The 26,070-nt window shown below is 30.8% G+C and carries 25 protein-coding genes; 15 read left to right on the top strand and 10 right to left on the bottom strand.

Annotated elements, in window-relative coordinates; all coding sequences use genetic code 11:
• The first annotated feature begins 685 nt into the window (after window positions 1–685).
• Together B3I31_RS12025 and B3I31_RS12020 are read left to right on the top strand one after the other, a co-directional pair.
• The gene (locus tag B3I31_RS12025) at window positions 686–1,078 is read left to right on the top strand and encodes a DoxX family protein (RefSeq protein ID WP_280050222.1); all 393 of its coding nucleotides are present in this window, start codon (window positions 686–688) and stop codon (window positions 1,076–1,078) included.
• 183 nt (window positions 1,079–1,261) lie between these two features.
• Complete coding sequence (locus B3I31_RS12020; RefSeq protein WP_291069913.1) at window positions 1,262–2,254, top strand: OmpA family protein; 993 nt, start codon at window positions 1,262–1,264, stop codon at window positions 2,252–2,254.
• A gap of 209 nt (window positions 2,255–2,463) precedes the next feature.
• On the opposite strand, the gene B3I31_RS12015 is transcribed toward B3I31_RS12020, so the two are convergent.
• A complete protein-coding gene (locus B3I31_RS12015; protein WP_291088068.1) occupies window positions 2,464–4,659 on the bottom strand; it encodes a B12-binding domain-containing radical SAM protein in 2,196 nt (731 codons plus the stop codon).
• Window positions 4,660–4,718: 59 nt separating this feature from the next.
• Window positions 4,719–5,669 (bottom strand): M20/M25/M40 family metallo-hydrolase, encoded by a 951-nt coding sequence (locus tag B3I31_RS12010; protein ID WP_291053306.1) that lies wholly within the window; start codon window positions 5,667–5,669, stop codon window positions 4,719–4,721.
• A gap of 221 nt (window positions 5,670–5,890) precedes the next feature.
• On the opposite strand from B3I31_RS12010, the gene B3I31_RS12005 reads away from it, so the two are divergent.
• From B3I31_RS12005 to B3I31_RS11985, 5 genes are all read left to right on the top strand, one after another.
• On the top strand, window positions 5,891–6,454 hold the full coding sequence (locus tag B3I31_RS12005) for an RNA polymerase sigma factor (RefSeq protein ID WP_291058767.1): 564 nt from the start codon (window positions 5,891–5,893) through the stop codon (window positions 6,452–6,454).
• Window positions 6,447–7,274, top strand: a complete 828-nt coding sequence (locus B3I31_RS12000) for a hypothetical protein (RefSeq protein WP_291053312.1) — start codon at window positions 6,447–6,449, stop codon at window positions 7,272–7,274. The genes B3I31_RS12005 and B3I31_RS12000 overlap by 8 nt, the downstream gene beginning before the upstream one ends.
• A 22-nt stretch (window positions 7,275–7,296) precedes the next feature.
• Window positions 7,297–8,106, top strand: a complete 810-nt coding sequence (locus B3I31_RS11995) for a hypothetical protein (RefSeq protein ID WP_038330640.1) — start codon at window positions 7,297–7,299, stop codon at window positions 8,104–8,106.
• Window positions 8,103–8,828 (top strand): hypothetical protein, encoded by a 726-nt coding sequence (locus tag B3I31_RS11990; protein WP_291053315.1) that lies wholly within the window; start codon window positions 8,103–8,105, stop codon window positions 8,826–8,828. The genes B3I31_RS11995 and B3I31_RS11990 overlap by 4 nt, the downstream gene beginning before the upstream one ends.
• A 96-nt stretch (window positions 8,829–8,924) precedes the next feature.
• Window positions 8,925–9,389 (top strand): OsmC family protein, encoded by a 465-nt coding sequence (locus tag B3I31_RS11985; RefSeq protein ID WP_221855763.1) that lies wholly within the window; start codon window positions 8,925–8,927, stop codon window positions 9,387–9,389.
• Window positions 9,390–9,430: 41 nt separating this feature from the next.
• On the opposite strand, the gene uvrA is transcribed toward B3I31_RS11985, so the two are convergent.
• Window positions 9,431–12,232 carry an excinuclease ABC subunit UvrA gene (uvrA, locus tag B3I31_RS11980; protein WP_291058772.1) on the bottom strand — a complete coding sequence of 934 codons (2,802 nt, stop codon included), beginning with the start codon at window positions 12,230–12,232 and terminating at the stop codon, window positions 9,431–9,433.
• A 151-nt stretch (window positions 12,233–12,383) separates the two neighbouring features.
• Entirely contained in the window at window positions 12,384–12,722 is a 339-nt protein-coding gene (locus tag B3I31_RS11975) for a hypothetical protein (RefSeq protein WP_291058774.1), read from the bottom strand.
• A gap of 154 nt (window positions 12,723–12,876) precedes the next feature.
• Here B3I31_RS11975 and B3I31_RS11970 point away from each other — a divergent pair, with 154 nt between their 5' ends.
• Window positions 12,877–13,851, top strand: a complete 975-nt coding sequence (locus B3I31_RS11970) for a bile acid:sodium symporter family protein (RefSeq protein ID WP_291058776.1) — start codon at window positions 12,877–12,879, stop codon at window positions 13,849–13,851.
• A gap of 85 nt (window positions 13,852–13,936) precedes the next feature.
• The gene (locus B3I31_RS11965) at window positions 13,937–14,923 is read left to right on the top strand and encodes a DUF3810 family protein (RefSeq protein WP_291078377.1); all 987 of its coding nucleotides are present in this window, start codon (window positions 13,937–13,939) and stop codon (window positions 14,921–14,923) included.
• A gap of 32 nt (window positions 14,924–14,955) precedes the next feature.
• Here the strand turns inward: B3I31_RS11965 and B3I31_RS11960 are convergent, their stop codons facing one another.
• Entirely contained in the window at window positions 14,956–15,624 is a 669-nt protein-coding gene (locus B3I31_RS11960) for a head GIN domain-containing protein (protein WP_291058778.1), read from the bottom strand.
• 88 nt (window positions 15,625–15,712) lie between these two features.
• Window positions 15,713–16,954 carry a peptidase T gene (gene pepT / locus B3I31_RS11955; protein ID WP_115000674.1) on the bottom strand — a complete coding sequence of 414 codons (1,242 nt, stop codon included), beginning with the start codon at window positions 16,952–16,954 and terminating at the stop codon, window positions 15,713–15,715.
• 64 nt (window positions 16,955–17,018) lie between these two features.
• On the opposite strand from pepT, the gene B3I31_RS11950 reads away from it, so the two are divergent.
• The gene (locus B3I31_RS11950; protein WP_125350348.1) at window positions 17,019–17,885 is read left to right on the top strand and encodes a hydroxymethylglutaryl-CoA lyase; all 867 of its coding nucleotides are present in this window, start codon (window positions 17,019–17,021) and stop codon (window positions 17,883–17,885) included.
• Window positions 17,886–18,021: 136 nt separating this feature from the next.
• Window positions 18,022–19,392, top strand: a complete 1,371-nt coding sequence (locus B3I31_RS11945) for a peptidylprolyl isomerase (protein ID WP_286485166.1) — start codon at window positions 18,022–18,024, stop codon at window positions 19,390–19,392.
• 60 nt (window positions 19,393–19,452) lie between these two features.
• Here B3I31_RS11945 and B3I31_RS11940 read toward each other — a convergent pair whose 3' ends face one another.
• Complete coding sequence (locus tag B3I31_RS11940; protein WP_291046588.1) at window positions 19,453–19,995, bottom strand: lipocalin family protein; 543 nt, start codon at window positions 19,993–19,995, stop codon at window positions 19,453–19,455.
• 125 nt (window positions 19,996–20,120) lie between these two features.
• On the opposite strand from B3I31_RS11940, the gene B3I31_RS11935 reads away from it, so the two are divergent.
• The 4 genes from B3I31_RS11935 to B3I31_RS11920 are packed head-to-tail and all read left to right on the top strand — an operon-like array spanning window position 20,121 to window position 22,365.
• Window positions 20,121–20,393, top strand: coding sequence for a DUF2089 family protein (locus B3I31_RS11935; RefSeq protein WP_038331614.1), 273 nt, complete (start codon window positions 20,121–20,123; stop codon window positions 20,391–20,393).
• Window positions 20,386–20,865 (top strand): PH domain-containing protein, encoded by a 480-nt coding sequence (locus B3I31_RS11930; protein ID WP_291053330.1) that lies wholly within the window; start codon window positions 20,386–20,388, stop codon window positions 20,863–20,865. The genes B3I31_RS11935 and B3I31_RS11930 overlap by 8 nt, the downstream gene beginning before the upstream one ends.
• On the top strand, window positions 20,846–21,442 hold the full coding sequence (locus B3I31_RS11925) for a hypothetical protein (protein ID WP_291053334.1): 597 nt from the start codon (window positions 20,846–20,848) through the stop codon (window positions 21,440–21,442). The genes B3I31_RS11930 and B3I31_RS11925 overlap by 20 nt, the downstream gene beginning before the upstream one ends.
• Complete coding sequence (locus tag B3I31_RS11920; RefSeq protein ID WP_291046572.1) at window positions 21,439–22,365, top strand: alpha/beta hydrolase; 927 nt, start codon at window positions 21,439–21,441, stop codon at window positions 22,363–22,365. Before B3I31_RS11925 ends, B3I31_RS11920 begins: the two co-directional genes overlap by 4 nt.
• Before the next feature lie 374 nt (window positions 22,366–22,739).
• Here the strand turns inward: B3I31_RS11920 and B3I31_RS11915 are convergent, their stop codons facing one another.
• From B3I31_RS11915 to B3I31_RS11905, 3 genes are all read right to left on the bottom strand, one after another.
• Window positions 22,740–23,591, bottom strand: coding sequence for a carboxylesterase family protein (locus B3I31_RS11915; RefSeq protein WP_125350343.1), 852 nt, complete (start codon window positions 23,589–23,591; stop codon window positions 22,740–22,742).
• A gap of 103 nt (window positions 23,592–23,694) precedes the next feature.
• The gene (locus tag B3I31_RS11910; protein WP_221855164.1) at window positions 23,695–25,149 is read right to left on the bottom strand and encodes a glycoside hydrolase family 30 protein; all 1,455 of its coding nucleotides are present in this window, start codon (window positions 25,147–25,149) and stop codon (window positions 23,695–23,697) included.
• A 5-nt stretch (window positions 25,150–25,154) separates the two neighbouring features.
• On the bottom strand, window positions 25,155–25,994 hold the full coding sequence (locus tag B3I31_RS11905) for an endonuclease/exonuclease/phosphatase family protein (protein ID WP_221855166.1): 840 nt from the start codon (window positions 25,992–25,994) through the stop codon (window positions 25,155–25,157).
• Window positions 25,995–26,070 lie beyond the last annotated feature (76 nt).

The raw sequence follows: 26,070 nt of genomic DNA, 5'->3' as shown, positions 1-26,070 counted from the left end.
TTCATTTTTGTCTTGACACAAAAACGAACCAAAAAAGTCAAGTCTGTGCTTACAAGTCGGTCAATAACGGCTACTCGCTAAATGCTTTAGAACATTCGCATATGAAATGCGAACATAAATCATTTTTAACGCTCTTTACGCCGAATTGACACTCGACTTTTCAGCAATGACGATTTATAAATTCATTGTAAAAAAAGGATTTTGAATATTGAAAAAGGAGTTAAAAATCCGACGATTTAGAATCGAAATGTTTTAATCATAGTAAATAAATCGATATTTTTCAGTTTACTGAACTATACAATTTCTAAAATAAAAAAAACTATGTTTCTATTGTGGTTAGAAAATTAGAGGATTCGGTTCGACACTTCGACACTTCGTAAACTCAGTAACAAGTTTCAATACTCACATCAAATACCGTCACTTCGAGTGATTTTCGAAATGTAATGTAGAAAATTATATCAAGAAGTTAAACGTTTTAAAACAATTTTCATCTTATTCTTCAACATAATAAATGTGACAGCAAGAAAGAAAAAAACGTAAAAAGTTAAGCGTAAAACATAATAAATTAATTCCCTATAAATTTCAAATAAAAAATCTTGATTTTTCACCTATTCAAAACCCATTAAGTGTTAGTTGTACGATTTTTGATTCATTATTGAATAATAACATTCTAAAAATGAATACCATGAAAAATAACACGACACAAAACATCGCACGATATACCTTAGGAGCTTTTTTGATTGGAGCAGGAATTGCTCACTTAACTATAGCTAGAAAAGAATTCAAGACACAAGTACCAAATTGGGTTCCTTTACCCAAAGATGACACAGTTGTGTATTCGGGAATTGCAGAAATAGCCTTGGGTAGTACGATTGTTTTAGCTCCAGATAGTAAAAAAGAAATAGTTGGAAAAATAGCAGCTTGTTTTTTTGGGGCTGTTTTTCCTGGAAACTGGGCTCAATATAAAAACAAAAGAGATGGTTTTGGATTGGATACAGATCAAAAAAGATTAGCACGATTATTCATGCAACCTTTACTAATTATATGGGCTTTGAAATCGACTAAAAATACTAAATAACTTGTTTGAAGTAACCAACTTACGACAATTGAATTATATTAAACAAATTTGAATGAAAGAGGATGACTTTTAATAAAGATCTAAATAGAAGATTAAAATAATTACGTAAATAAATAACTGTATGATAATAATTTATAGTATTTTTATCTCAAATAATACTATAAAATTAATATTTGAACAGCGATGAATAAACTATTTATTGTAGCGATTGCAGCTACTTTGATTGTTTCTTGTAACAACAAAACAGAAGAAAAGAAAACGGATAATGTTATAGTAGATACTAATCAAAAACAAGAAAATACGATTGCTGATAATGGATTTGACATCAGCAAAATTCCATTTTCAACAGCTGATATTGGAGATTTTCCTTTCATAAATCTTCCGCAAGGTTTAAAAGAAATGAACAAACCTTTGGTAAAACAATTTGACATATGTTTTTTTCCTATTAACGGTGTTATGACACCTTTTGAAGGAAAGTTGTATAAAACTTTTGTTTCACCTAAACAAGGAGAAGAATTTTCGCAACATTTCTTTGAAAAAAGTATGGCTGATTATTTACAATCTATCGGGGCTGTTAAAGTGTTTGATGGTGAAATAACCAAAGAAGAATATGAGCGTTACAATAAACAAGATCCGAATAAAGGAGGCGAAGGTGATATGGGATACGCTGGACAAAATATGAAGTTTTGGGTATTACGTACAAAAGATAAAGGAAATGTATATATACAATACCTTTCTAACAATGCTGGTGCTTCGCTTAATGTACTACAAGAAACAGACTTTAAGCAAACTATCACCAAAGTAACAGCAGACGAAATTGCTGAGGATTTGACTAAGAATGGAAAATCTATTTTATATATTAATTTTGATGTTGATCAAGCAAAAATCACGCAAGAAGGTGATGAGATTGTGACTGAAATTGCAAATGCCTTAAAGAAAGATAACACATTAAAAATATCAATTGAAGGGCATACTGATAATTCTGGCGACGCTAAGCATAACAAAAAACTATCTAATGATCGTGCAAATGCTGTAATGCAAAAACTAATTGCTTTAGGTATTGATAAAACACGTTTATCTGCTATAGGATACGGAGCTGAAAAACCATTGGTAGCAAATGATACAGAAGAAAATAAAGCTAAAAATAGACGTGTAGAGTTGGTTAAAGTAAAGTAAAATCTATATATGTTTTAATTTTATTAAACATGAAAAATATTGATACTAATCCGTAGTACATTATTAAAAAAAGTTGCTCCAAACATTATAGAAACTAAAGAACTAGATTCTATACTAAAGAATGTTTAATTCTGATGGTTCTTTAAAATCATTAAATACAAATTCATATCTACCAAAAAAACCTTGAATAATTCAAGGTTTTTTTATGTTTAAACAATCAGTAAAACTGTTTCTTTTAATTTTTCGGCTTGTTTTGAATAAATAAAAATCTCAAAATCGGTTTGTATTTTTTCTTCAAAACTTTGTTTCATTTGTTGATAAGAAACTGCTTTTGGACTTTCTTTCAAGTATTGAACAAAATCAACCAACCATTCGCCAATCTCTTTGTCTACAACAATTTCAAGATAATCTTGTTTGGTATGAAATTGTAAAACAGCATTATCAAAAGTTTTTCCTTTTTTGGTTTTCGTTACAAATTCTATTTGTGGCTTACCTCCTAACCAAACCACTTTTTGCGTTGGTTTATACGTTACAAAAGTTTCATTATTCAAAACTGTTTCGATATAATTTGGTTGAATTGAGGTTCTCGGAACTTTAAAATCAAACCATTCATTCAGTGATAATTCAAAACCAACACCATGCATATAGTTAAACAATGATTTCTTTAATCCATACGAGAACTGATCATGAATTAAACCTGATTTTTCCTCGTGAATCATATCATTATTCGCAAAAGTTCCTAATTCAGTACTATGGTTAATTACTTCATATTTTTCTGGGTTCAACCCAACTGGGCTATGCGCTGTCATCGCAAATTGATGCCAAAATCCTGATTGAAGAATTCCTAATTCGAACATTTGACGCACCATTTCCAAACTATCAATCGTTTCTTGCTTTGTTTGTGTCGGAAAACCATACATCAAATATGCATGTACCATAATTCCAGCTTCGGTAAAATTTCGATTTACAACCGCAACTTGCTCCACTGTTACACCTTTATCAATCAATTTCAACAATCGATCCGAAGCGACTTCTAAACCTCCAGAAACCGCAATACAACCCGAAGCTTTCAACAATCGACACAAATCATATGTAAAACTTTTCTCGAATCTTATATTTGTCCACCATGTTACGGTCAATTTTCTTCGAAGAATTTCTAACGCAACTTCTCGCATTAATGCTGGTGGAGCAGCTTCGTCCACAAAATGGAAACCTGTATTTTGAGTTGTTTCAATCAACTCTTCCATTCGGTCAACAATTTGTTTTGCAGCAATTGGTTCATAAATTTTGATATAATCTAACGAAATATCGCAAAACGTACATTTCCCCCAATAACAACCATGCGCCATTGTCAGCTTATTCCAACGCCCATCACTCCACAAACGATGCATTGGATTAACCACTTCGATGACAGAAATATATTGATCTAATTTGATATCCGTATAATCTGGTGTTCCCACTTCGCTAAATTTATAATCGCGAACAGTTTGATTATTGATATAAGAAACTTGATTATTTTGAAGTGTAAAAGTTCTTTTTAACTCTGAAACTTCAACTTCATTGTTGATATATTTTAACAATTGCTCAGTTGGTGCTTCACCATCATCTAATGTAATAAAATCGAAGAACTCAAATACTCGTGAATCGCTTAAAGAGCGCAATTCTGTATTTGGAAAACCTCCACCCATGTCCACAACAATTTCAGGATAATTTGCTTTAATATATTGCGCACAACGGAAAGCCGAATATAAATTTCCTGGAAAAGGAACCGAAAAACCAATCATTTTTGGAATCGTTTTCTGAATTAATTTCTCTAATTCCGAAAGTGTAATTTTATCAATATAAGTTGGGTCTTTCTGTAATTCTTGATACAATTCATCAAAAGAATTTGCCGATCTTCCTAAACGTTCAGCATAACGAGAAAAACCAAAATTTTCATCAACAGCCTCAATGATTAAATCCGATAAATCTTCTAAATATAGCGTTGCCAAATGCTTCGCTTTATCTTGAAAAGACATCGAACCAAAAGCCCATTCCAAATCTTCAACTTCTGCAAAACGAGAAGCTTCTGGTAAATATCCATCTTGAATAATTGAATCAGCTAAGGTCGAATTTTTTCCTTGTAAAAATCGGATAACAGGATCAATAGTTGCGATATATTCGTCGCTTAACATCACCATTCTTTTACTATTATCACCTAATTCAATCTCTTGATTTTGAATAAATTCAAATAAATTAATTAAACCTTTTCTTGAAAATAATTGTAAGATAACATCTAAACCTAAATCAGCTTGAAAAGTTGAATATGAAAGTGTGTTTAGAAATCCTTTTAAATAAACTGTTCCAGGATATGGTGTATTTAATTGCGTAAAAGGTGGTGTGATTAATAAAAGATCCGTTTTCAATCGTTGAAATTTGTTGCAAAAATACGGATTGAAAAAAAATAATTTTAGATTTTCATCAATTATTTTTCAGTTTTATCAGTGCTTCTAAACGGCATCGTTTCAATTTTGAAACTTCCTTCAATCACAGCTTTTTCGAGATTAAGAATTCCTTTCAACGATTCATAATCTACTTTATCTGCATCGTCAGTTGGTTTATGATAATCGTCGTGACCGCCTGTATGGAAAAATAAAACTGGAATATCTTTCTCATAAAACGAAGTTTGATCCGAACCGCCTCTACCTTCATAACCTGTATAAAATTTAACAAAATCAGTCGGATTAATTTCATTAAAAATTATTTCGAAAGTTGGAGAAGTTCCATAACCTATAATTGAAACGCCAGATTCTTTGTTCAAACGACCAATCATATCCATGTTTAACATCCAATGCACTTTCGATAAATCATACGTTGGATGTTTCACAAAATAACGTGACCCTACCAAACCTAATTCCTCTGCACCAAAAGCAATGAATAGAAAATTAACAGGTTCTGTCACTTTATTTTTACTGTAAAATCTTGCCAATTCTAACAAACCAGCAACGCCAGAAACGTTATCATCAGCACCATTGTGAATCATTCCATAACTATCTTTCGCCAAAGAACTTCCTTGCTTTCCTTCTCCCAAATGGTCGTAATGTGCACCAATCACAATCGTTTTCTCCGCTTTATTATCTAAAAAAGCAATCACATTTTTTGCAGAACGAATACTGTCAACAACTTTTACTTTTTTTACCTTCGCCTCAAATCCTTGAAAATATCCATCTTCTCCTAAAGGTTGAAGTTTATATTTTTTGAATTCTTTTGCAATATATTTTGCAGCTTTCAAATTTTCTTCACTTCCAGTTCCTCTTCCTTTCATTTTGTCATCAGCCAAAAAATAAACGTGTTTTTTAAGATTTTTGACTTCAATTTCTTGCGCAAAAGACTTGGCTCCTACAACCAAAGATAAGATGATAACTATTTTTTTCATATTCAATTTCGACTAACTCTGTGTCTAACAAAAATAGAAAAATAATCAAGAATATAGATGAATAGGATAATTTTAGAAATTTAATTTTACTTATTATCACTGAAAATCAGGGTGAATAATTCAATAATTGTTAAATTTCAAAAACTTTTTTAAAAATTGATGCAACATTCAAAAACTTGCTGCGTCTATACAATAGAAACAACAATGAAACCTTGAAAATTTTGGAGAAAGAAAATTTTTCAATAAATGATAAACAACTATTAGATTGGTGCGAATCTGGTGTAGAGGCTGGCTATACTCAGCTCTATCATCGCTATTCGAAATCAGTTTACAATTCTGTTTATCGTTTGGTCACAGAAGTTTCTGATGCGGAAGATTTAACACAAGAAATTTTTATTTCACTTTTCTCTGATATTCAAAAGTTGAAAAACATCGAAAATTTAGGTGCTTGGTTCAGTAGGGTTGCGATTAATAAATCAATTTCACATTTACGAAAAAACAAAGTTTATTTTTCTGATGTTGATGGAGCAAATATTATTGATAACAGCGAAGAAAGCATGGAAGAAAAACAAATGTTGGATGGTAAAATTGAAGAATTGCAACAAGCAATTGAAGAATTACCAACGGATACAAGAACAATTGTGAATCTATTTCTGTTCGAAGACATGCCGCAAGAAGACATTGCTCAACTTTTGGGATTGAGCCACAACACGGTGAGAAGTAAATATCATCGTGCAAAAAAGAAAATTTACGAAACCTTACAACAAACCGTTTGCAATGAATGATTCTTTAAAAAAACATATCGAAAAAAACAGAGAAGCCTTTGAAAACAAAGAACCTTCTGCAGAATTATGGAAAAGAATTCAGGCTGAGATTCCTAAACAGGAAGAAAAAACTTTGGTAATTGAACAGCCTAAGAAATGGAGAATTCAAAATTGGAGTATTGCTGCTTCTGCGCTTGTTTTATTGAGTGTTGGTGGATATTTTTTATTAAAAAATGATCAAGTAAATTCACCAAAAACAATTGAAATTGTAAAAGAAAAGCAGGTTAAAAAAGTAGAAGAAATTCAACCAGAAATTGTTCATCCAACTGAAATTAAAACTGAACAAAATAAAAAAGAAATTCAGTTTGTAACAATTCAGAAAGAGAAAAAAGTTGAAAAAATTGTTCAACCAAAAGAAGAACTAATTGGTATAGATGAAGCACTTAAAAATGAAATTTTAAGTTCATTAAATGATCAAGAATCAACAAGTAATCGTATTGATGCAATTGCAAAAATAACTGATTTACCAAGTATTGATCACAATTTGAAAGAGAGTTTATACCACTTAGCTTTAAATGACAACAATACAATTGTGCGACTAAATGCACTCGAAGCGCTTGCTTCAAAATTACCTAAATCGGACGTTTCAAAAGAGTTAACAGACATTTTTATGAAACAAGATGATCCGATGGTACAAATGGAATTAATAGGAATGATTGCGCATATCAATAACGATCAAATCGGTTTGAAATTAACAAATAAATTACAAGAAATGGTGTTGGATCCTACAACAAAACCGTTTGTGAAAGACGAAGCGTACGCGGTTCTTTTTAGAAAATAATAATTAACAAAAAAATCAAAAAATGATAAGAAAAATATTTTTGGTAGCTGCATCTTTTATGATGATGTCTACGTACACTTTTGCACAAAATGAATCGAAAAGTGCGAATGAAGATAATTCGAAAACGTACAAATTAGCTGTAAGTAAAGGAAAAATGAACCTTGATCTTGGACGAGTAACAGTAGAAGGTTACAACGGAAACGAAATTGTTTTTTCTACAAAAACAAGATCGCGAGATAATGACGAAAGAGCAAAAGGATTGCGCTCGATCAACTCATTAGGACTTGAGGACAACACTGATTTAGGAATAAATGTTGTAGAAAAAAATGGTATAATCGAGGTAAAACAACTACAACAAATGACACCTCCAAATATCAAAATTTTAGTTCCAAAAGGTGTAACAATTTCATTTAATCATCAATCTCAATTTGGAAGTACCATTACATTCAAAAATATCGAAAACGAAGTTGAAGCAACTGCAAGTTACAACAATGTAGTGTTAGAAAATGTAACAGGACCTGCAACAATCAACACGATTTATGGTTCTATCGATGCTAAATTTAGTCAAAATGTAAAAGGTCCTTTGTCGCTTGTATCTATCTATGGTCACGTGGATGCTTCAATTCCGAAATCATCTAAAGCAAATGTAAAATTAACAACTTCGTTTGGTGATATTTTGATTGCACCTGAATTATCGTTAAAATTAGAAACAGTTGATAAATCATCTGAAATGATAAAAATTAACAATCAAGCAACAGGAACATTAAATGGCGGAGGAACAAGTTTCCTTTTCAGATCAGATTATAGTAAAATATATTTGAGAGCGTTATGAGAACAGTCATTTTATCTTTAGCAGTGGGCTTATTGGCAAATTTATCAATCGCTCAAACAAAAATTCAGAAGAATTTTTCAGTTGAAAAAGGTCAAGAATTAACATTAAAATTTGATTATCCACAAATCGTTAAAATCACAACATGGAAACAAAACGAAGTGAGTATCTCTGGAAATGTTAATATCAATAATGGTAAAAATGACTTGAATTTCAACTTAACTGAAAGCAAAAACAGTCAAGGAAAAACCATCGAAGGTAAAGTTGTAAAACTAGAAGATATTCCACATCAGGTGACAGCGACTTTTGGTAATGAGAAAAAACAATTTCAAACCAAAGAGGACTATCAAAAATATATTGATGCAAATGACATTAAATCCTCTTCGGTTTCTACAGGTGTACAAATGGATATTACATTGGAAATCAAAGTTCCTGAACATATGAAAACGACTATCGAATCAACGTATGGAACAATTGAAGTTATCAATTTTGATGCACCGATTATTGCACAATCAACATATGGAAGTGTAGATGCAACAATGAATGCAAAACAAATTGGAGAAATAAAAGTGGAAACTTTTTTTGGGAAGATGTACACGAATCTAGATTTTGGAATCAAAACTATAAAATCAGATAATTTTCATTCTGTAATTGCAGCAAACGTAGGTAAACAGCCATTGCAAGAATTTTCTTCGAAATATGGAAATGTCTATTTAAGAAAGTAAATAGTAGATAAATTATAACATTTTTTGAAAACACAATTGAGGATTCTCAGTTGTGTTTTTCTTTTAGAAAAGATTATTTTTGATAAAAATTAAGCCTTGAATCATTTATTTAAAGTTGCCCTAAATTGGATTAAGAAAGAGCCTCAAACAGATTCTTCAACCAGAATTTATACAAAAAGTCATCACATTTCGATTGAAGGAAAACCTGATTTAGAAGTTTCTGCTGCGAAAACTTTCAAAGGTGATCCAAACTTATACAATCCCGAAGATTTGCTTTTGAGTAGTTTGACTTCTTGTCATATGATGTCGTATTTATATTGTTGTACACAACATAAAATCGAAGTAATTTCTTACCAAGATCATTCGGAGGCCACATTGCAAATAAATCCTGATGGAAGTGGAAAAATTATAAAAGTAGATTTATTTCCTGAAATCATTATTTCTAATTCATCACAAATCGAGTTGGCGCTTTCACTTCATAAAAAGGCAAACGAATTGTGTTTTATTGCGAATTCGTGCAATTTCCCTGTTTATCATCACCCAAAATGTAACGCAAAATAAAACCGAACTAAACTCGGTTTTAATAATTTATTTTATTTCTGTTATAATTTCTCTTTTAAGAATTGAGCTGTGTAGGACTCTTTTACTTTGACAATTTCTTCTGGTGTACCTTCGGCAACCAAATAACCGCCTTTCTTCCCTCCTTCTGGACCAAGATCAATCACCCAATCGGCAACTTTGATAATATCCATATTATGTTCGATTACAAAAACCGAATGTCCCAAATCAATCAAAGCACGTAATGCTTTAATCAACTTCTGAATATCATGGAAATGCAGACCTGTAGAAGGCTCATCAAAAATAAACAAGGTTTTATTTGTCGTTTCTCCTTTCGTCAAGAAAAAAGCCAGCTTCACACGTTGTGCCTCTCCACCAGAAAGCGTATTCGACGATTGCCCAAGTTTTACATAACCCAAACCAACATCTTGTAATGGTTTCAGCTTTTCGACAATTTTATTTTGTTGATGCGTTGCAAAAAAGTCAATTGCTTCATCAATTGTTAGATTTAAAATATCTGAAATCGATTTTCCTTCGAATTTAACTTCTAAGATTTCTTTCTTGAAACGTTCGCCATGGCAATCTTCACAAACCAGCTCTACATCAGCCATAAACTGCATTTCGATGGTAATTGTCCCTTCTCCTTTACATGCATCACAACGTCCGCCATCTACATTAAACGAAAAATGTTTTGGTTGAAATCCCATCACTTTACTTGCTTTCTGATTGGCAAATAAATTTCGGATATCATCGTAAGCTTTTACATACGTCACAGGATTAGAACGCGAAGATTTCCCGATTGGATTTTGATCGATTAACTCAATTCCTTCCAATTGTTTCAGATCTCCAACTAACTCATCAAAATCACCGATTTTATTTCCAAAAATCTCGAAATGACGCTGAACAGCTGGTGCTAAAATATCTTTCATTAAGGTAGATTTCCCTGAACCCGAAACACCTGTAATAACGGTTAATTCGTTCAGAGGAAATTTAACATCAATATTTTTTAGATTATTTTCTCTTGCTCCAATAATTTTCAAATAATTAGGAGATTTTAGACGTTTTTTAGGAACTTCAATTTCTAATTTTCCGTTCAAATATTTAGATGTTAATGTATCACCTTTTAATAATTCATCATAGGTTCCTTCAAAAACTACTTCACCTCCATTTGTTCCTGCTTCTGGACCAATATCGATGATATAATCAGCAGCTTTCATGATATCTTCATCATGCTCTACCACAATCACTGTATTGCCTAAATCGCGTAAACGATGTAAAATTGTAATAAATTTAGCTGTATCACGCGAATGTAAACCAATCGAAGGCTCGTCTAACACATACATCGAACCAACCAAACTACTTCCCAAAGAAGTTGCTAAATTGATACGTTGTGATTCTCCTCCAGACAACGTATTCGAAGCACGATTTAGCGTTAAATATTCTAAACCAACATCTAACAAAAACGTTAAACGCGACTTAATCTCATATATAATTCGACCCGCAATTTGCTGATCATATTCGTTAAATGTAATACTTGTAAAGAAATCATTCAACTCATTCAAAGGTAAATCAACCAAATCATTAATCGATTTATCCGCAATTTTCACGTAATTCGTTTCCTTACGCAAACGCTTTCCTTTACAAGTTGGACAAGTTGTTTTACCACGATAACGAGACAACATTACACGATATTGAATTTTGTATGTATTCTCCTCAACCATTTTAAAAAAACCATCCAATCCTTCCCAGTCGTTATCTCCATGCCACAAATAGTCTTTTTGCTCTTCGGATAACTCAAAATATGGTTTATGAATTGGAAAATCTACTTTTTGAGAAAGTTTGATAAAATGATTTTTCCACTCGCCCATTTTCTCACCTTTCCAAGCTACAACCGCATCTTCGTAGATTGACAACGATTTATTTGGAACGACAAGATTCTCCTCAACTCCAATTACTTTCCCGTAACCTTCGCAAGTTGGACAAGCTCCATAAGGATTATTGAAACTAAAGAAATGGATAGTTGGTTCATTAAAAATCAAACCATTTGATTCGAATTTATTTGAGAAATATTTTACCGAATTATCTTCTACATTTACAATCGCTATTTCTCCTTTTCCTTCGAAAAAAGCCGTATCGATAGAATCTGCCAAACGATGATAAAAAGATTCTTCGTCCTCTGTTGGCAAAGCGATACGATCAATGACAAGATGAACATCATTTTCGGGTTGAGGTTCGAAATTAAATGAAATTAGATCTTCAATTTTCACTTGATTTCCATCTACACTCAAACGTGTAAACCCTTGTTGTTGAAGAATGTTTAAATGTTCAACAAACGAACGTTCCTCTGGCACAACTAATTTTATTTGAAGAATAAATTTAGTTTCAGCCGCAAAAGTTTTTAGATAATCAATTACATCTGTCACCGAATCCTTTTGAACTAATTCTCCTGTAATTGGCGAATATGTTTTACCGATTCGTGCGTACAACAACTTTAGATAATCGTAAACTTCTGTTGATGTCCCAACTGTAGAACGCGGATTCGTAGAATTTACTTTTTGCTGAATCGCTATTGCTGGCGCTATTCCTTTGATATAATCAACTTGAGGCTTATCCAATTTTCCTAAAAACTGACGTGCATAAGACGATAAACTTTCGACATAACGACGCTGCCCTTCCGCATACAACGTATCAAAAGCCAAAGTAGATTTCCCAGAACCAGACATCCCAGTAATCACGACTAATTTATTTTTTGGAATCGCTAAATCAATGTTTTTTAAGTTGTGCAGTTTTGCACCTTTAATCAGAATAAATTCTTTCGGATCAAGTTGATTGATATCTTTTTTCATCGTGGAGCAAAGTTAAGTTATTTTAGAAAGTTAAACTTAATCGCAACAAAAATTAGTCATAAAATATAACGTATAAAAAAAGAAAAGATTTAGTTAAAATATAAAAGCGCATCAACATGTTGACGCGCTTTTTCAATAAAAAAATAAAAATTTATACCTGAAATAATAAATAATTTTCTTCGTTTAACTCTTGATATCCAACATCGTACACATAAAAAATCGTGCCATTTTTTGATTCATCTACATTTGTAATGTACTTAAAATCAAAGTTTCTCAAACTCAATTCGTTTTTATTTACCGAACGAGCTCCTTCTTCTAATAAAGTTTTTAAGATACGATTATTTTTTCTTAATCTGTTGTTAATATTTCGTACAATTTCTACTTTATCACGGTTAAGATTATTATTATAAGAATTTCGACAAAAATCATTACAAAACTTTTTGTCTTTTCGGCCAAATAGAGTTTGGTTGCACTGTAGACATGTATTCATAAGTAGTTTTTAGTGTTGTATGTACAAATATATAAAAAAAGTTATTCAATTTACAAATACTTAACATTATGTATTTTATCTTTAAATCAAATTCATAAATATTTAGTAAATGTTTATCATCATATTTATTATTTTTGTTTAAATTTTATTGATTTTGAAAATTCTAAATAAATTACCTGATCCATTTATTCTGTTTTTATTCGTTGCCATTATTGTTGCCTATTTTTTCCCCGATATTAGTTTGTGGTCTTACAAAGATTTTAATCTGAACACAGTAATTGATATTGGCGTTATTCTAGTATTCTTTTTTTATGGGCTAAAACTTAATTGGAAAGAAGTTTTCAAGGATTTAGCAAATTGGAAAATGCATGTCTTGATTCAATCTATTACATTTATTTTTTTTCCAATACTTGTTTTGTGTTTTTATCCGTTGGTAAAAAGTTACCCAGTTTATTTTACACTTTATGTCGCTATATTTTATTTAGCCGCATTACCAAGTACCGTTTCTTCGTCAGTTGTAATGGTTTCGATAGCAAAAGGAAACATACCAAGTGCTATTTTTAATGCAAGTATTTCTGGACTAATAGGTATTGTTGTTACACCGCTTTGGATGAGTTTGTTTTTATCAAAAAGTAATGGTGAATTTGATTTATTAGCCACTTTTTTGGATTTGGTTCTTAAAATTATTTTACCTGTTTTTGTCGGTGCACTTTTACAACCTTATTTAGGATTCTTTTATAATAAATATAAAAAGCAATTCGGTAATTTAGATAAACTAACCATTGTACTTATTGTTTACAACAGTTTTAGTCATACTTTTTTGGATGGATTATTTACAAAATTAGGCGTTCTTCCGTTGTTGGCAGTTTTCATAATTGTAGTTGCGTTATTCTTTTTCTTTTTCAAACTTTCAAAATGGATTGCTAAGAAAATGAATTTTAATCGAGAAGATGATATTACCATTCAATTTTGTTCGACTAAAAAATCATTGGTTCATGGCTCAGTAATTGCAGCAGTTATTTTTAAAGGAGATATCGGTATTTATTTGATTCCGATTATGCTTTACCATACTTTTCAGTTAATTTATATCAGTTATATCGCCAATCAATATGCTAAAGAAGTTGAATAAAACTTATCGAAGTATTCTTATTTTTCTATTTCAAATTATTTTATTTTCGATATTATTTTCAATCGAAAGCGTTGATGATTTTATAGTGAATTATCTTACATTTCCAATTTCAGGATTTATTGCAAAAATCACGAATTCAGTTCATTTTCCTGTTGGAGAATTATTTTATTTAATCATTGGAATAATCGGTTTTGTATTGATTTTTAAATTGATTCGAAGTTTTTTCAAATCAAAAGAAAAAGTTTCGCATTCAATTTATCACATTATGATTTTTGTAAATTGTATTTACTTTATTTACACGTTTGCTTGGGGCGTGATGTACAAAAAAGAAACATTAACTATTAACAAAGAAAAAATCGTTATTCAACCTAAAATTCTGAAAGAATTCTATTGCTACGAACTTGATAAAGCAATATCAGCAAGAAATTTAATCGAACACAATGATTCAACAACAACGATAAAATTCAAATCTAATTTAAAAGATTATAACCAAGAATTTTTTGCTTTACAGCACCAAGTAAAAAATGTAAAATGGTTAAAAAATTATCGATTATTAAAAGATGTACATTACAAATTATCTTGGATTTCGGAAATGCAAAATTTTATGGGTATTTTGGGATACTATAATCCTTTTACGGTAGAAGCAAATCTGAATCGATACAATACAAATTTAAAACAACCTGCTACACTTTTCCACGAATATGGGCATCAAATGGGGTTTGCATCAGAAAGTGAAGCTAATTTTTTGGCTTATTATTTAGGTGCAAAATCTAAAAACCCAGAAATTAATTATTCGGTTTATTACAAAAGTATTTACACACTTTTAGGCGCTATTTACAAATCTGATCCGTATTTTGTGAAAATGGAATTGGATAATATGCATTCTAAAATAAAGCAAGACAGAAAAGCCGAATTAAAACATTATTTGAAATATGAAGGTGCTACAAGCGATACTTTTTCTGAATTAAATAATCAGTTTTTGAAGGCAAATAACCAAGAAGGAACGATAAGTTATAGCAAATATGTCGAATTAATTTACTTGTTGTATCAAACAAAAAAAGCAACAAATTAATCGTTGCTTTTCTATTATTGTTAAAGTTTTAATTATTTAAAATTAATCTTTCCGCCAGCTAATTTTTTATGATTACGCTGCGTTGGATTACCATAAATATCAATCACTCCACCTGCTCTAGTTTTTGCATCTACAGATTTCTCTGCTCTCGCTTCTATTACTCCTCCTGCATTTGTTGTTAAACTTGCTGTATCAGAATTTAATGTTTTCGAATAATATTTCCCTCCAGAATTTGCAATTACAGTCTGAAATTCAGTATCACCAGTTAAAATTACTTCTGCACCAGAATTTATTTTGACTTCTAATTTTGAGGTTTCGATTGGTAATTTAATAGATGAACCTTCGTTAGATGTCAAATACAATGCTTGCGATTTTACGACATCACCAGAATAAATGCGAGAACCTTGACTTGCCTGAATTTCATATAATGATTTGTAATAAACCTTAACCGTTGCTTCTCCTCCTTGCATCAATTTGGTTCCTGTCATTTTCAATTTCAGTTCACCTTTGTTATTTTCAACTTGAACATCGCTCGCATTAACTCCATCTACTTTCACTAAGTTTTCGTTTGATGAAATTAATTCAACTGGAATTTTATCATAAACTTTTAAGATATTAAAATCTCCAACATTTATCTCTTCTTGCGCAAATGCAAAAGTTGAACAAAATATAGCGGCTGCTGATAATACGATATTTTTCATAAAAAAAGTTTTCTAATTTGATTTGAAATTACACAAAATTTAAACCAAAAAAGAAAACTTAAGTTATTTTTAAGATATATTGTAAGAATTATTTCGCTCCTTCAGCTGTTAATTCTGCAATACGTACAATAATTTCTGTTGCTTTTTCCATAGATTCTACCGGAACATATTCGTAAGGTCCGTGGAAATTATGACCTCCAGCAAAGATATTAGGACAAGGTAATCCCATAAAAGATAAACGAGCACCATCTGTACCTCCACGAATTGGTTTGATATTTGGCGTAACACCACAGTCTTTCAAAGCTTGTTCTGCGATTTCAACAGATTGGAATTTCTCTTTTACTTTCTCAATCATATTAAAATATTGATCAGAAACTTCTGCTGTAATTACTTCATGATCAAAACGCTCTTGAATATCAGCAGCAATTTGTAAAAATAAAGCTTTACGCGCTTCATATTGCTCCATATCGTGGTCACGGATAATGTAAACCATTTTTGCTTCAGATACATTTCCTGTAATTTTAGCTAAATGAAAGAATCCTTCGCGACCATCAGTTAATTCAGGAACTTCGTCGTTTGGTAATTGCGCAGCAAACTCCATTGCAATATTAGATGCATTAATCATCTTATCTTTTGCATAACCTGGGTGAACAGATTTACCTTTGATTGTAACAATTCCAGATGCAGCATTAAAGTTTTCGTACTCTAATTCTCCAATTTCAGAACCATCCATTGTGTAACCCCATTCAGCACCAAATTTCTCTACATTAAAGAAATCTGCACCGCGACCAACCTCTTCGTCAGGTGTAAATCCAATAGCAATACGTCCATGTTTAATTTCTGGATGAGCAATCAAATATTCTGCAGCTGTTACAATTTCAGCAACACCAGCTTTATCATCAGCACCTAATAATGTTGTACCATCAGTTGTAATGATTGTTTGACCTTTATATTGAGATAATTCAGGGAACTCGTTTGGTGATAAAATCATTGATTCGTTCAATTTGATATCTCCACCATCGTAATTTTCCCAAATTTGAGGTTGTACATTTTCTCCAGAAAAATCTGGCGATGTATCCATATGAGAAACAAAACCAATAGTAGGCACTTCGTGATCAACTGTAGAAGGAACATATCCAAAAACATACCCGTTTTCATCTATTGAAACATCTTCTAAACCGATTTGTTTTAACTCTTCAACCAAATAATTTGCTAAATCCCATTGACGGTCTGTACTTGGAAATTTATCTAAAAAAGCTTCACTTTCAGTGTAAGTTTTAACATATTTCAAAAAGCGTGTTACCAACTTTTCTCTCCATTCTGTTTGCATTGCGTTTTAATTTTTGTCAAAATTACTAAATTATCTACCTTTAAGGCGCAAATAAACCAAAAAAATGAGTGAGCTAACTTTTAAAATTATTGAATGTCCTCGTGATGCAATGCAAGGACGCAAAGATTTTATTCCAACTGATAAGAAAATCGATTACTTAAATCGTTTATTGACTGTTGGTTTTGAAGCGATAGATTGTGGAAGTTTTGTTTCGCCAAAAGCGATTCCACAGATGGCGGACACAAAAGAAGTTTTAGATAATATTGATAAAACCAATTCAAAATCGAAATTATCTGTTGTTGTTGCCAATAAAAGTGGCGCAATGAAAGCTGCAGAACACGAAAAAGTGGATATTATTGGATTTCCTTTTTCTATTTCAGAGAATTTTCAACAATTCAACACGAATAAAAGTCGTGAAGAAGCGTTTGAAATGGTGAAAGAAATCAACCAAATCTCAAATGATAATGGTAAACATATGTTAATTTATCTTTCGATGGCGTTTGGAAACCCTTATGGAGAAACTTGGAATGAAGAAATCGTAAAAGAATGGTCTAAAAAAATGGCGGATATCGGAATTTCTTCAATCAATTTATCAGATACAATTGGTGTTGCAGATGAAAAAACAATTGTTGATTTGTTCCAAAATTTGATTCCTCATTATCCAGAAATTGAATTTGGCGCACATTTTCATACCGTTTATACCGAATGGCATTCCAAAGTACAAGCCGCTTATGATAATGGTTGTCGTCGTTTTGATGGCGCTATAAAAGGTTTGGGCGGATGTCCAATGTCAAAAAGTGATATGGTCGGAAATATGCCAACTGAGAAGTTAATTAGTTTCGCAAATGAGCATAAAGAAAAACATGGTTTGAATCTTTTTGATTTCGAATCTGCTTGGAATGTTTCTTTGCGTACATTTGGCTTAGTTTAATCTTAACAATAAACTAAAAAATCAATTCTTTTGTTAAAGGAAATTAAAATATGTTGGACTTTAACAAAAAAAGTTAAATTTGCTCATCGGTAAGTTTTTTTATCGAGCTTAGAATATTAAAATGAAATTAAAGTATATGAAATTTAAATCGAGTATGATGTTGCTAATTGCAGCATTATTTACGGTAAATACTTTTGCACAAACAGCAAAACCAACACCAAAACGTCTTGCTAAAGTAGATGGTATAGCTGCTGTTGTCGGAGATCAGATTGTTTTAGAGTCTGATGTAGATCGTGACTATTTAATGTCGAAACAACAAGGGATGAAAGTCGAAGACAAATGTGATTTCCTAAATGACATTATGTTAGACAAAATGTTGGTTGATCGTGCAAAACAAGATACTTTAATCAAAGTGACACAAGACGAGGTCACTCGTCAATTAAACAACCAAATCGAAGGTTGGATTGCTCAAGCTGGAGGAGAAAAACAAATTTTAGACTATTTCGGATTCCGTACAATGGCGGAAATGAAAAACGAAACTAAATATATCGTAGAAGATAATATTTATGCACGTAACAAAAGAGAAATGGTTGTAAAAGGTGCTGATGCTACGCCAGAAGAAGTTCGTTTGTTTTTCGAAAAACACCAAGGTGAGTTACCAGACGTAAAAGACGAAGTTTCGATTAGCCATATTGTAACTTATCCTGAAGTTTCGCAAGAAAATCAACAAAAGATTATTGATCAATTAAAAGAAATCAAAAAAGAAATTGAAGAAGGTGCTTCTTTTGCAACGAAAGCAATTTTATATTCAGAAGATCCAGGTTCTGCAAGTAACGGAGGTGAATACAAAAAAGTTTCTCGTGGTAAAATGGTAAAAGAGTTTGATGCGGTGGCGTTTAACTTACAAGAAGGTGAAATTTCTGATCCATTCAAAACTGATTTTGGATATCATATTATTAAGTTAGAAAAACGTCGTGGACAAGAATTAGATTTGCGCCATATCTTGATTACGTTGAAACCAACAGAAGAAGAAATAAAAAAGGCTTATAATAAATTAGATTCTATTCGAGTTTTAATTAACGACGGAAAAATGACATTTAAAGATGCTGCATTAAGATTTTCTGATGATAAATACACAAAATTTAACTCAGGAAATATCATGAACCAAAATTCTGGTGACGATCGTTTCGAGAAAATGGCTTTGCCTCTACCAATGTTTACAGCGATTGCAACATTAAATGAAGGAGATATTTCTCAAGTTTTCGAAGATGATTTTGATAACAGAAAAGCTTTAAGAATCTTAAAAATCAATAAATTTTATCCAGAGCATAAAATCAATTATCAAGATGATTATTATAGAATTCAGAAATTTGCAGTTCAAGATAAAGAACGTACATTGTTGATGGATTGGGTAAAACGTCAAGTTGGTGATGCTTACATTAAAATTGGAAAAGAGTACCAAAGTTGTAATTTCCCGATCGATTGGGAAAAGAAAAACCAAAAATAATAAAACAAAAAACCTCGAGAAATTCTCGAGGCTTTTTTTATGTCTTAAAAATAAATAATCTTATTTCGCAATTGGAACTTGAGAAGGCCAAATTAACTTACTTGGATCAAATCCTACTTTCTTTGCCGAATCAAAAAATCTGTCTTTTACCTTATCCGAAATCTCTTTCTTACGCGATAGAATCCATAACTTTTTATAATCTTCACTTGCAACTAATACATTATTGTAATCTTTATCAAAATCAATTACATATAATTTTTTTGCTAAAATTGGTAAAAACGTTGTCGAGAACAACCCAACATTTTCAATATCTTGCGTAGCAATTCCTTCAATCTTTTCCCATCCTTTTTTCTTCGCATTATATCCGCGTACAATCACTTCCAATTGCCCATTTTCTTCGTTCAAATTAAAACGATGTGTCACATTTGTTTGTCCTTTTTGTGCTTTATTTTCCAAACGTGCAATCTCGTACCAACGTCCTAAAAATCCACCTAAATCAAAATTTTGAGCTGGTTTATATTTTACCTTTTTCCTATTGTGATTAACGATATATGCTGTTGTCCCTAGCGCCAATGCTGCAAGGGCTAATTTCTTAAAATTCATTTTACTAAAACTTAGGTTGCAAATGTATCAATAATATTAAAGTTGAAAAAATATGATTTCAAATTTTGAATTAATTAAACTTTTATTTAACTTTATTAAAATTAATTTTAATATTATTTAACCAAATGAAAAAACTTCCTGTTATATGTCCCAGCTGTGCCGAAGAATTAGCGGTCGAAAAATTAATTTGCAACCATTGCGAAACACAAGTTGTAGGAAACTATGAACTTCCTTTATTTCTGAAACTTACAAATGAAGAACAAGCATTTATTATGCAATTCTTTGTCAACTCAGGAAGTTTAAAAGACATGGCAAAAGAATTTGAAGTCAGCTATCCAACCATGCGAAATAAAGTAGATGATTTGATTAATAAAATAAAAACAATGTCCGATGAATAAAGAATTTTCAGTATCGATGTCGCTATTTTTTAAGGTTACAACTGCTATTTTAATTGTATTATTAATCTTAATTGGAGGAATATTGTTTAAAGAAACAGAAGTATATGTTGCGGTGATTTATGCAATCATTATTTATCCGTTGTTTGCGTATTATTTTTTAATCTCTTTAAATAAAATTAAAGTTGATTTGAATAATATTTATCTTATTTCAAAAGTCAAAACGAGTATTATTCCGATAAATGAAGTGAAAATTATTACAAGAAAATCTCAAAATAATTTGATGATTATAGGTGCACGAGGCATTTATGGTTTGATAGGAAGATCTATGGACAATTATCGATGCAATATAAAAAATCGTACAAAACTTGTTGCTATTGAATTAGAAAATGTAAAATATTTGGTGAGCTGCGATCAGCCAGATGAATTTGTTAACACAATAAATACACTAAAAAATGATAAAGAAACTCCTTAATCCATTTGCATATTTCGATGAAAAAATACTGTTCATTATTGGACTATTTTCGCATTTCCTTTTCACTTATATCGCCAATATTACTGAATCTTTTTTCCCTGATTTTTTAAGCATTAAGAAAAATGGAATTTCTTATTCTTATCTCGATTTGTTGTATCAAAATACGAGAAATTTAGTAATTGCAATCCTCATATTTTACATTTTAGGAAAAATCATCAATAACAGAACACGAATTATAGACATTGTAAACGTTGTTTTAATCTCAAGAATCGCTTATTACATTGTATTCATAACGGATTTTATTCCAATTGTCAACAAAAGTATGGACAAGGTTTTGAAAGGAGTTACAACAAATAATCTCGAAGTTTTGCACGAAGCTCCAACAATGATTGTACTTGTAATTGTAGCTTTTATCGCGATATTTTTCTTGTGTATAATGCTCTATTTTTTATACATAGGTTTCAAAACTGTTACAAACATGAAAAATACAAAACAAGTTTTTGCTTTCATTGCTACCTTGTTATTTATCATTGTTTTAACCACAATATTATCATTATTAATACCACAAAAAATATGAAAAAAGTTTTATTTTTCTTTATACTTATTTGTTCTACAGTTTTTGGTCAATCAAAAAATGATTTCACAGAATCAGATATTCAACTTAACGAAAATCAAGTTAAATTATTTGGAACATTATGTTTACCTCAAAATGCAAAATCTAAAATACCAATTGTTTTATTAATTTCTGGTTCTGGACCAACAGATAGAAATGGAAACAATAATATGATGATTAATAACTCTTTGAAATATTTAGCTCATAGTTTAGCTGAAAAAGGAATTGCATCTATTCGCTATGACAAAAGAGGAATCGGAGAAAGTTCTATTGCTAATTTGGACGAGTCTAAACTTACATTTGATGATTACGTTGAGGACGCAAGGAATTGGATAACTTTCTTAAAAAAAGATAAAAGATTTGGTTCTATTTCAATAGCTGGACACAGCGAAGGTTCATTAATTGGAATGCTTGCATCTTCAAAAAATGTCGACAAATTCATCTCGATTTCTGGTGCAGGAGAATCTATTGACCAAATACTTAAAAAACAATTAAATCTACTTCCTGAACAATTAAAAACCGAATCGTATGCTATTATAGATTCTTTGAAAAATGGAAATACTGTAAATAATATTAATCCTAATTTATCTTCATTATTTCGTAAAAGTGTACAACCTTATTTAATTTCTTGGATTAAATATAATCCTGTAAATGAAATCAATAAATTAACTATTCCTTTTTTAGTGATTCAAGGGGGTATGGATATACAAGTTGATACGGAGAACGCTAAAAACCTATCTCCTAAATCTGCTGTTATTATCAAAGGGATGAATCACGTTTTAAAAAATGTTACTTCAAAAGATGATTTATCTTCTTACAACAACCCAGAACTTCCAATAAATATAGAATTAGTAGAAGTCATTTCTAATTTTATCCTCAAAAACTAACTATAAAAGACAAAGCAAATTGCTTTGTCTTTTTATTTAAGAATTAACAAGCTGTTCCTCCTTCAAAATTTGTAATTGTAGTTTTTTTTATCAAATTTTAGAGTGATTGTCATTGTTCCATTAGCTAAAACTGAATCAGATTCTATATTTTATTTACCTATTATTTCTTGATCTACATCAATTTAAAATAATAATTCTATTCTTAAATTTACAATTCTTATTTGTGATTCGTAACAAAGGAGTTTAAAGATTATACAGATTTTTCATAGTATAAAGTTGGTTAGGTTATTTAGCAAAGAGCAGAAGAAACTTTTGCTCTTTGTTTGTTTTATATTTATAATCATTAAATAATTTATCATGTACTTATATTTTTATTAGTCAACAATTATTCGATTATTTACTTTTTTATTCCCAATTATTGATTGATTAATAAAATTGAAAACTTCGTCTAAATATTGTTTTCTTAATCCAGACCATTCATGTTTTCCTGAATTAGAGAAAATAGCAAAAGATGCCTGACTATATTTTCTATTCAAATCTTCTAAAGTAGCAGAACCATTTAAAGGAAAAAATCCTGGTTGATTATCCAAACAACTTCTGTGTGGCGCATTGTAAGCTGGTACAACATCATCGCTTAAACCATGTACATAAACTGTTGGCAAAACACTCGATTTTGTAACATAACGATTGTCTACAATCGCTCCTGCATAACTTACTAATCCATCAATTTTAACTTGATTGAATTGATTTCCGTACCATAAATCTCTCAAATAATAAGCATTTAGAATAGTCTCCGCTCCTGCACTACTTCCTCCTAAAATTAATTTATTAATCGAGAATTTAAGTTCTTTTGAATTATTTTGAATAAAATTTAGCGCAGTTAAAACATCAAAAGAGGCTTCTTTAAAAATCATCAACTTTTCTTGTTTTGGCAAATCACACCCAAAACCAGCCGAAGAATTTGCCAATAATCTATACGAGATAGAAACAGCTACGAAACCTCTTTCTTGAGCATCTTTCATTCGTTCAATTTCTTCTTTATCCGCTCTTGTTCCTCCTGAAAATCCGCCTCCGTGTACCCAAGCAAATACATTATAGGTTTGATTCTCTTTATAGTTTTTCGGATAATAAATATCAAACGCTAAATTATTTTTTTTATCATATACTATCGTTTTCTGCGCATATGTATAACTTATCATTAAAAATAAGGCAACTAAATATTTCATTTTCTTCTATTTTAAATAAAAATTGCTTGACTTTAACTTCTTACGTTGTCAATTTGTCAAGCAATTTACTATAAATAATTTTCCCTTTAATTATTCTATTTTTTTACGAAATAATGATTGTGCTAATCGAATGTTCTTGCGAATTTACCTCAACAGCTTCTCCTTCTATCCATAAATTATATTGATAAGGTTTATCTGTTTGATTCATCACAACCACCACAACTTTTCCGTCTTTGTTTACAAAGGAAGTTGTCATTAAATCTGAACGATTAGACGATGCCGCAATTCTTTGCGCACCTGGACGAATAAATTTTGAGAATTGACCAATGTAGTAAAACGAATTTGTATACGTAACCTGTCCATTTCTAGTATCACCATGAATTGGTGCAAAACAGAAATTTCCTACGTGATTTGGTCCTCCTTTTTCATCCAACAAAACATTCCAATCTGTCCAAGCAACTGTTCCGGAGTTAAAATCGTTGATCATATTGTAACCATATTTTTCACCCAATGCCCAATTTCCCATTTGATTGTAATCAAATTGTTCTTTACAACCTTCTGTAAAAATTAAATTAACATTCGGGAAAGCTTCGTGAGTTAACGCTACATTATTGAATAAATTCACGCTTCCGTTCCATGTTTCGTACCAGTGAAAACCAACTCCCCAAACATATTTAGCAGCTTCAGAATCATTCAAAATAGTTGAAGCACGTTGATAAATTAAATCACGGTTATGATCCCACACAATAATTTTTTTGTCTTTTAATCCTTTTTGGTGAAAAGTCGGACCTAAATTATTTTTCAAAAAATCACGTTCTTCTTCAGCTGTATAAATACACGATTCCCATGTTTGCGTTGCCATTGGTTCGTTCTGAATAGAAACTCCCCAAATTGGTAAACCAATTTTCTCATAATTCTCGATAAATTTCACAAAATAGTTAGCCCAAGTTTGGTAATATTCAGGTTTCAAAGAACCTCCTTTTAACATACTGTTATTCGTTTTCATCCAAGCTGGCGGACTCCAAGGACTTGCATATAAACGATAGGCATCTTTCATTTCTGCTTTTGCCATTTTAATCATCGGAATTTTATAATTCAAATCATGTGCAATGTCAAAAGTTTTTAACTCATTATCATTATCTTTTACATACGTGTAACTATCGCTCGAAAAATCACTCGAATTTATTGTTGTTCTAATCAACGAATAACCAATTCCTTCTTTTTCGCTATAATAAGCTTTGATAATTTCTTGTTGCGTTTTCTTTGGCAATTTTGCTAAAACTTCTGCTGAAGCATCTGTGATAGCTCCTCCAATTCCTTCAAATTTTTGGAATTTACGTTTTGGATCAATAAAAATTGCAATATCTGTTTCTTTTGGTTGTGGAAACTTTTTTACAGCTAACTTATCTGTCGATTTTGCGATACGTTGATTCGTATTTTTTGCAGTTGTATATATTTCGATTTTCTTGTTCGAAAGTTTAAAATCTTGCGCATTTACGGCAAAATAATTTAACAATAAAGCTGCAATAAGAGGATATTTCAAATGTGATTTTGTCATAATTATTATTGAATTAAAAATTTGGCTAAAATTGGTAAATGATCTGATGGATATTTGAAATCGTAGAAATCATCAATCGTATTGAAACTTTTACACGTTACTTTTGAATTCTTTTTGTAAAAAATGTAATCTAAAATTTCTGTTCCTTTTACATTGAATTTAAAATCTTCCCATGTAAAATCTGGTCCATAAACCATTTGCGCATTTAGACGAGTATCTAAATATTTGTTTTGAATATATTTAACAGATTCATCGTTTTGATTCATATTAAAATCTCCCATAAAAAATGCTGGAACGTTTTTCTTTTCAGTTAACTTTTGAATTAAATTATCAATCATTTCTAACGATTTTTGACGCGCAATTTTTCCATCATTATCAAAATGTGTATTGATTATCCAAAATGTATTTTTCGTTTTTTTATCTTGAAATAATCCGTAAGTGATAATTCTATAATAAGAAGCATCCCAACCTTTCGACATTTTTTCTGGCGTTTCTGATAACCAAAAAGTATGTTGTTCTAAAACTTTATATTGATCTTTTTTATAGAAAATAGCAGAATATTCAGCGTTTTTATCATCATTTCGAGGAGATCCAATAAAATCTAAACTCGAATTATTTTGTTTGATAAAATCTAACTGAGGAACTTGCGCTTCTTGTACACCAACAAAATCAGCATCATAATATTTGATTAAATCAACCAATTTTTGTTTGCGAATATTCCAATGATTTGCGCCATCATCAACAGACGCTAATCTAATATTGTAAGACATAATTGATAAATTTTGTTGTGCAAAACCTATCATTGTCATGATTAAAACTAAACTTAAACTAATATATTTTTTCATGTGTGTGATGTTAAAAAATTCCAAGTAAGCACAACAATACTTACTTGGATGAGAAATAAATTAAATTTCTAACTAA

Origin of the sequence: Empedobacter sp. UBA3475 (genome assembly GCF_002378465.1) — a bacterium.
Taxonomy (GTDB): Bacteria; Bacteroidota; Bacteroidia; order Flavobacteriales; family Weeksellaceae; genus Empedobacter; species Empedobacter falsenii_B.
The sequence above is the reverse complement of the archived record's forward strand: the minus strand, read 5'-3'. Positions and strand labels throughout refer to the sequence as shown.

What these genes read in the sequence shown, in the direction of transcription:
- B3I31_RS12025 (WP_280050222.1), top strand. Translation starts at nt 686, where the DNA reads ATGAAAAATAACACGACACAAAACATCGCACGATATACCTTAGGAGCT.
- B3I31_RS12020 (WP_291069913.1), top strand. Translation starts at nt 1,262, where the DNA reads ATGAATAAACTATTTATTGTAGCGATTGCAGCTACTTTGATTGTTTCT.
- B3I31_RS12010 (WP_291053306.1), bottom strand. Translation starts at nt 5,669, where the DNA reads ATGAAAAAAATAGTTATCATCTTATCTTTGGTTGTAGGAGCCAAGTCT.
- B3I31_RS12000 (WP_291053312.1), top strand. Translation starts at nt 6,447, where the DNA reads ATGAATGATTCTTTAAAAAAACATATCGAAAAAAACAGAGAAGCCTTT.
- B3I31_RS11995 (WP_038330640.1), top strand. Translation starts at nt 7,297, where the DNA reads ATGATAAGAAAAATATTTTTGGTAGCTGCATCTTTTATGATGATGTCT.
- B3I31_RS11990 (WP_291053315.1), top strand. Translation starts at nt 8,103, where the DNA reads ATGAGAACAGTCATTTTATCTTTAGCAGTGGGCTTATTGGCAAATTTA.
- uvrA (WP_291058772.1), bottom strand. Translation starts at nt 12,232, where the DNA reads ATGAAAAAAGATATCAATCAACTTGATCCGAAAGAATTTATTCTGATT.
- B3I31_RS11975 (WP_291058774.1), bottom strand. Translation starts at nt 12,722, where the DNA reads ATGAATACATGTCTACAGTGCAACCAAACTCTATTTGGCCGAAAAGAC.
- B3I31_RS11960 (WP_291058778.1), bottom strand. Translation starts at nt 15,624, where the DNA reads ATGAAAAATATCGTATTATCAGCAGCCGCTATATTTTGTTCAACTTTT.
- pepT (WP_115000674.1), bottom strand. Translation starts at nt 16,954, where the DNA reads ATGCAAACAGAATGGAGAGAAAAGTTGGTAACACGCTTTTTGAAATAT.
- B3I31_RS11950 (WP_125350348.1), top strand. Translation starts at nt 17,019, where the DNA reads ATGAGTGAGCTAACTTTTAAAATTATTGAATGTCCTCGTGATGCAATG.
- B3I31_RS11945 (WP_286485166.1), top strand. Translation starts at nt 18,022, where the DNA reads ATGAAATTTAAATCGAGTATGATGTTGCTAATTGCAGCATTATTTACG.
- B3I31_RS11940 (WP_291046588.1), bottom strand. Translation starts at nt 19,995, where the DNA reads ATGAATTTTAAGAAATTAGCCCTTGCAGCATTGGCGCTAGGGACAACA.
- B3I31_RS11935 (WP_038331614.1), top strand. Translation starts at nt 20,121, where the DNA reads ATGAAAAAACTTCCTGTTATATGTCCCAGCTGTGCCGAAGAATTAGCG.
- B3I31_RS11930 (WP_291053330.1), top strand. Translation starts at nt 20,386, where the DNA reads ATGAATAAAGAATTTTCAGTATCGATGTCGCTATTTTTTAAGGTTACA.
- B3I31_RS11925 (WP_291053334.1), top strand. Translation starts at nt 20,846, where the DNA reads ATGATAAAGAAACTCCTTAATCCATTTGCATATTTCGATGAAAAAATA.
- B3I31_RS11920 (WP_291046572.1), top strand. Translation starts at nt 21,439, where the DNA reads ATGAAAAAAGTTTTATTTTTCTTTATACTTATTTGTTCTACAGTTTTT.
- B3I31_RS11915 (WP_125350343.1), bottom strand. Translation starts at nt 23,591, where the DNA reads ATGAAATATTTAGTTGCCTTATTTTTAATGATAAGTTATACATATGCG.
- B3I31_RS11910 (WP_221855164.1), bottom strand. Translation starts at nt 25,149, where the DNA reads ATGACAAAATCACATTTGAAATATCCTCTTATTGCAGCTTTATTGTTA.
- B3I31_RS11905 (WP_221855166.1), bottom strand. Translation starts at nt 25,994, where the DNA reads ATGAAAAAATATATTAGTTTAAGTTTAGTTTTAATCATGACAATGATA.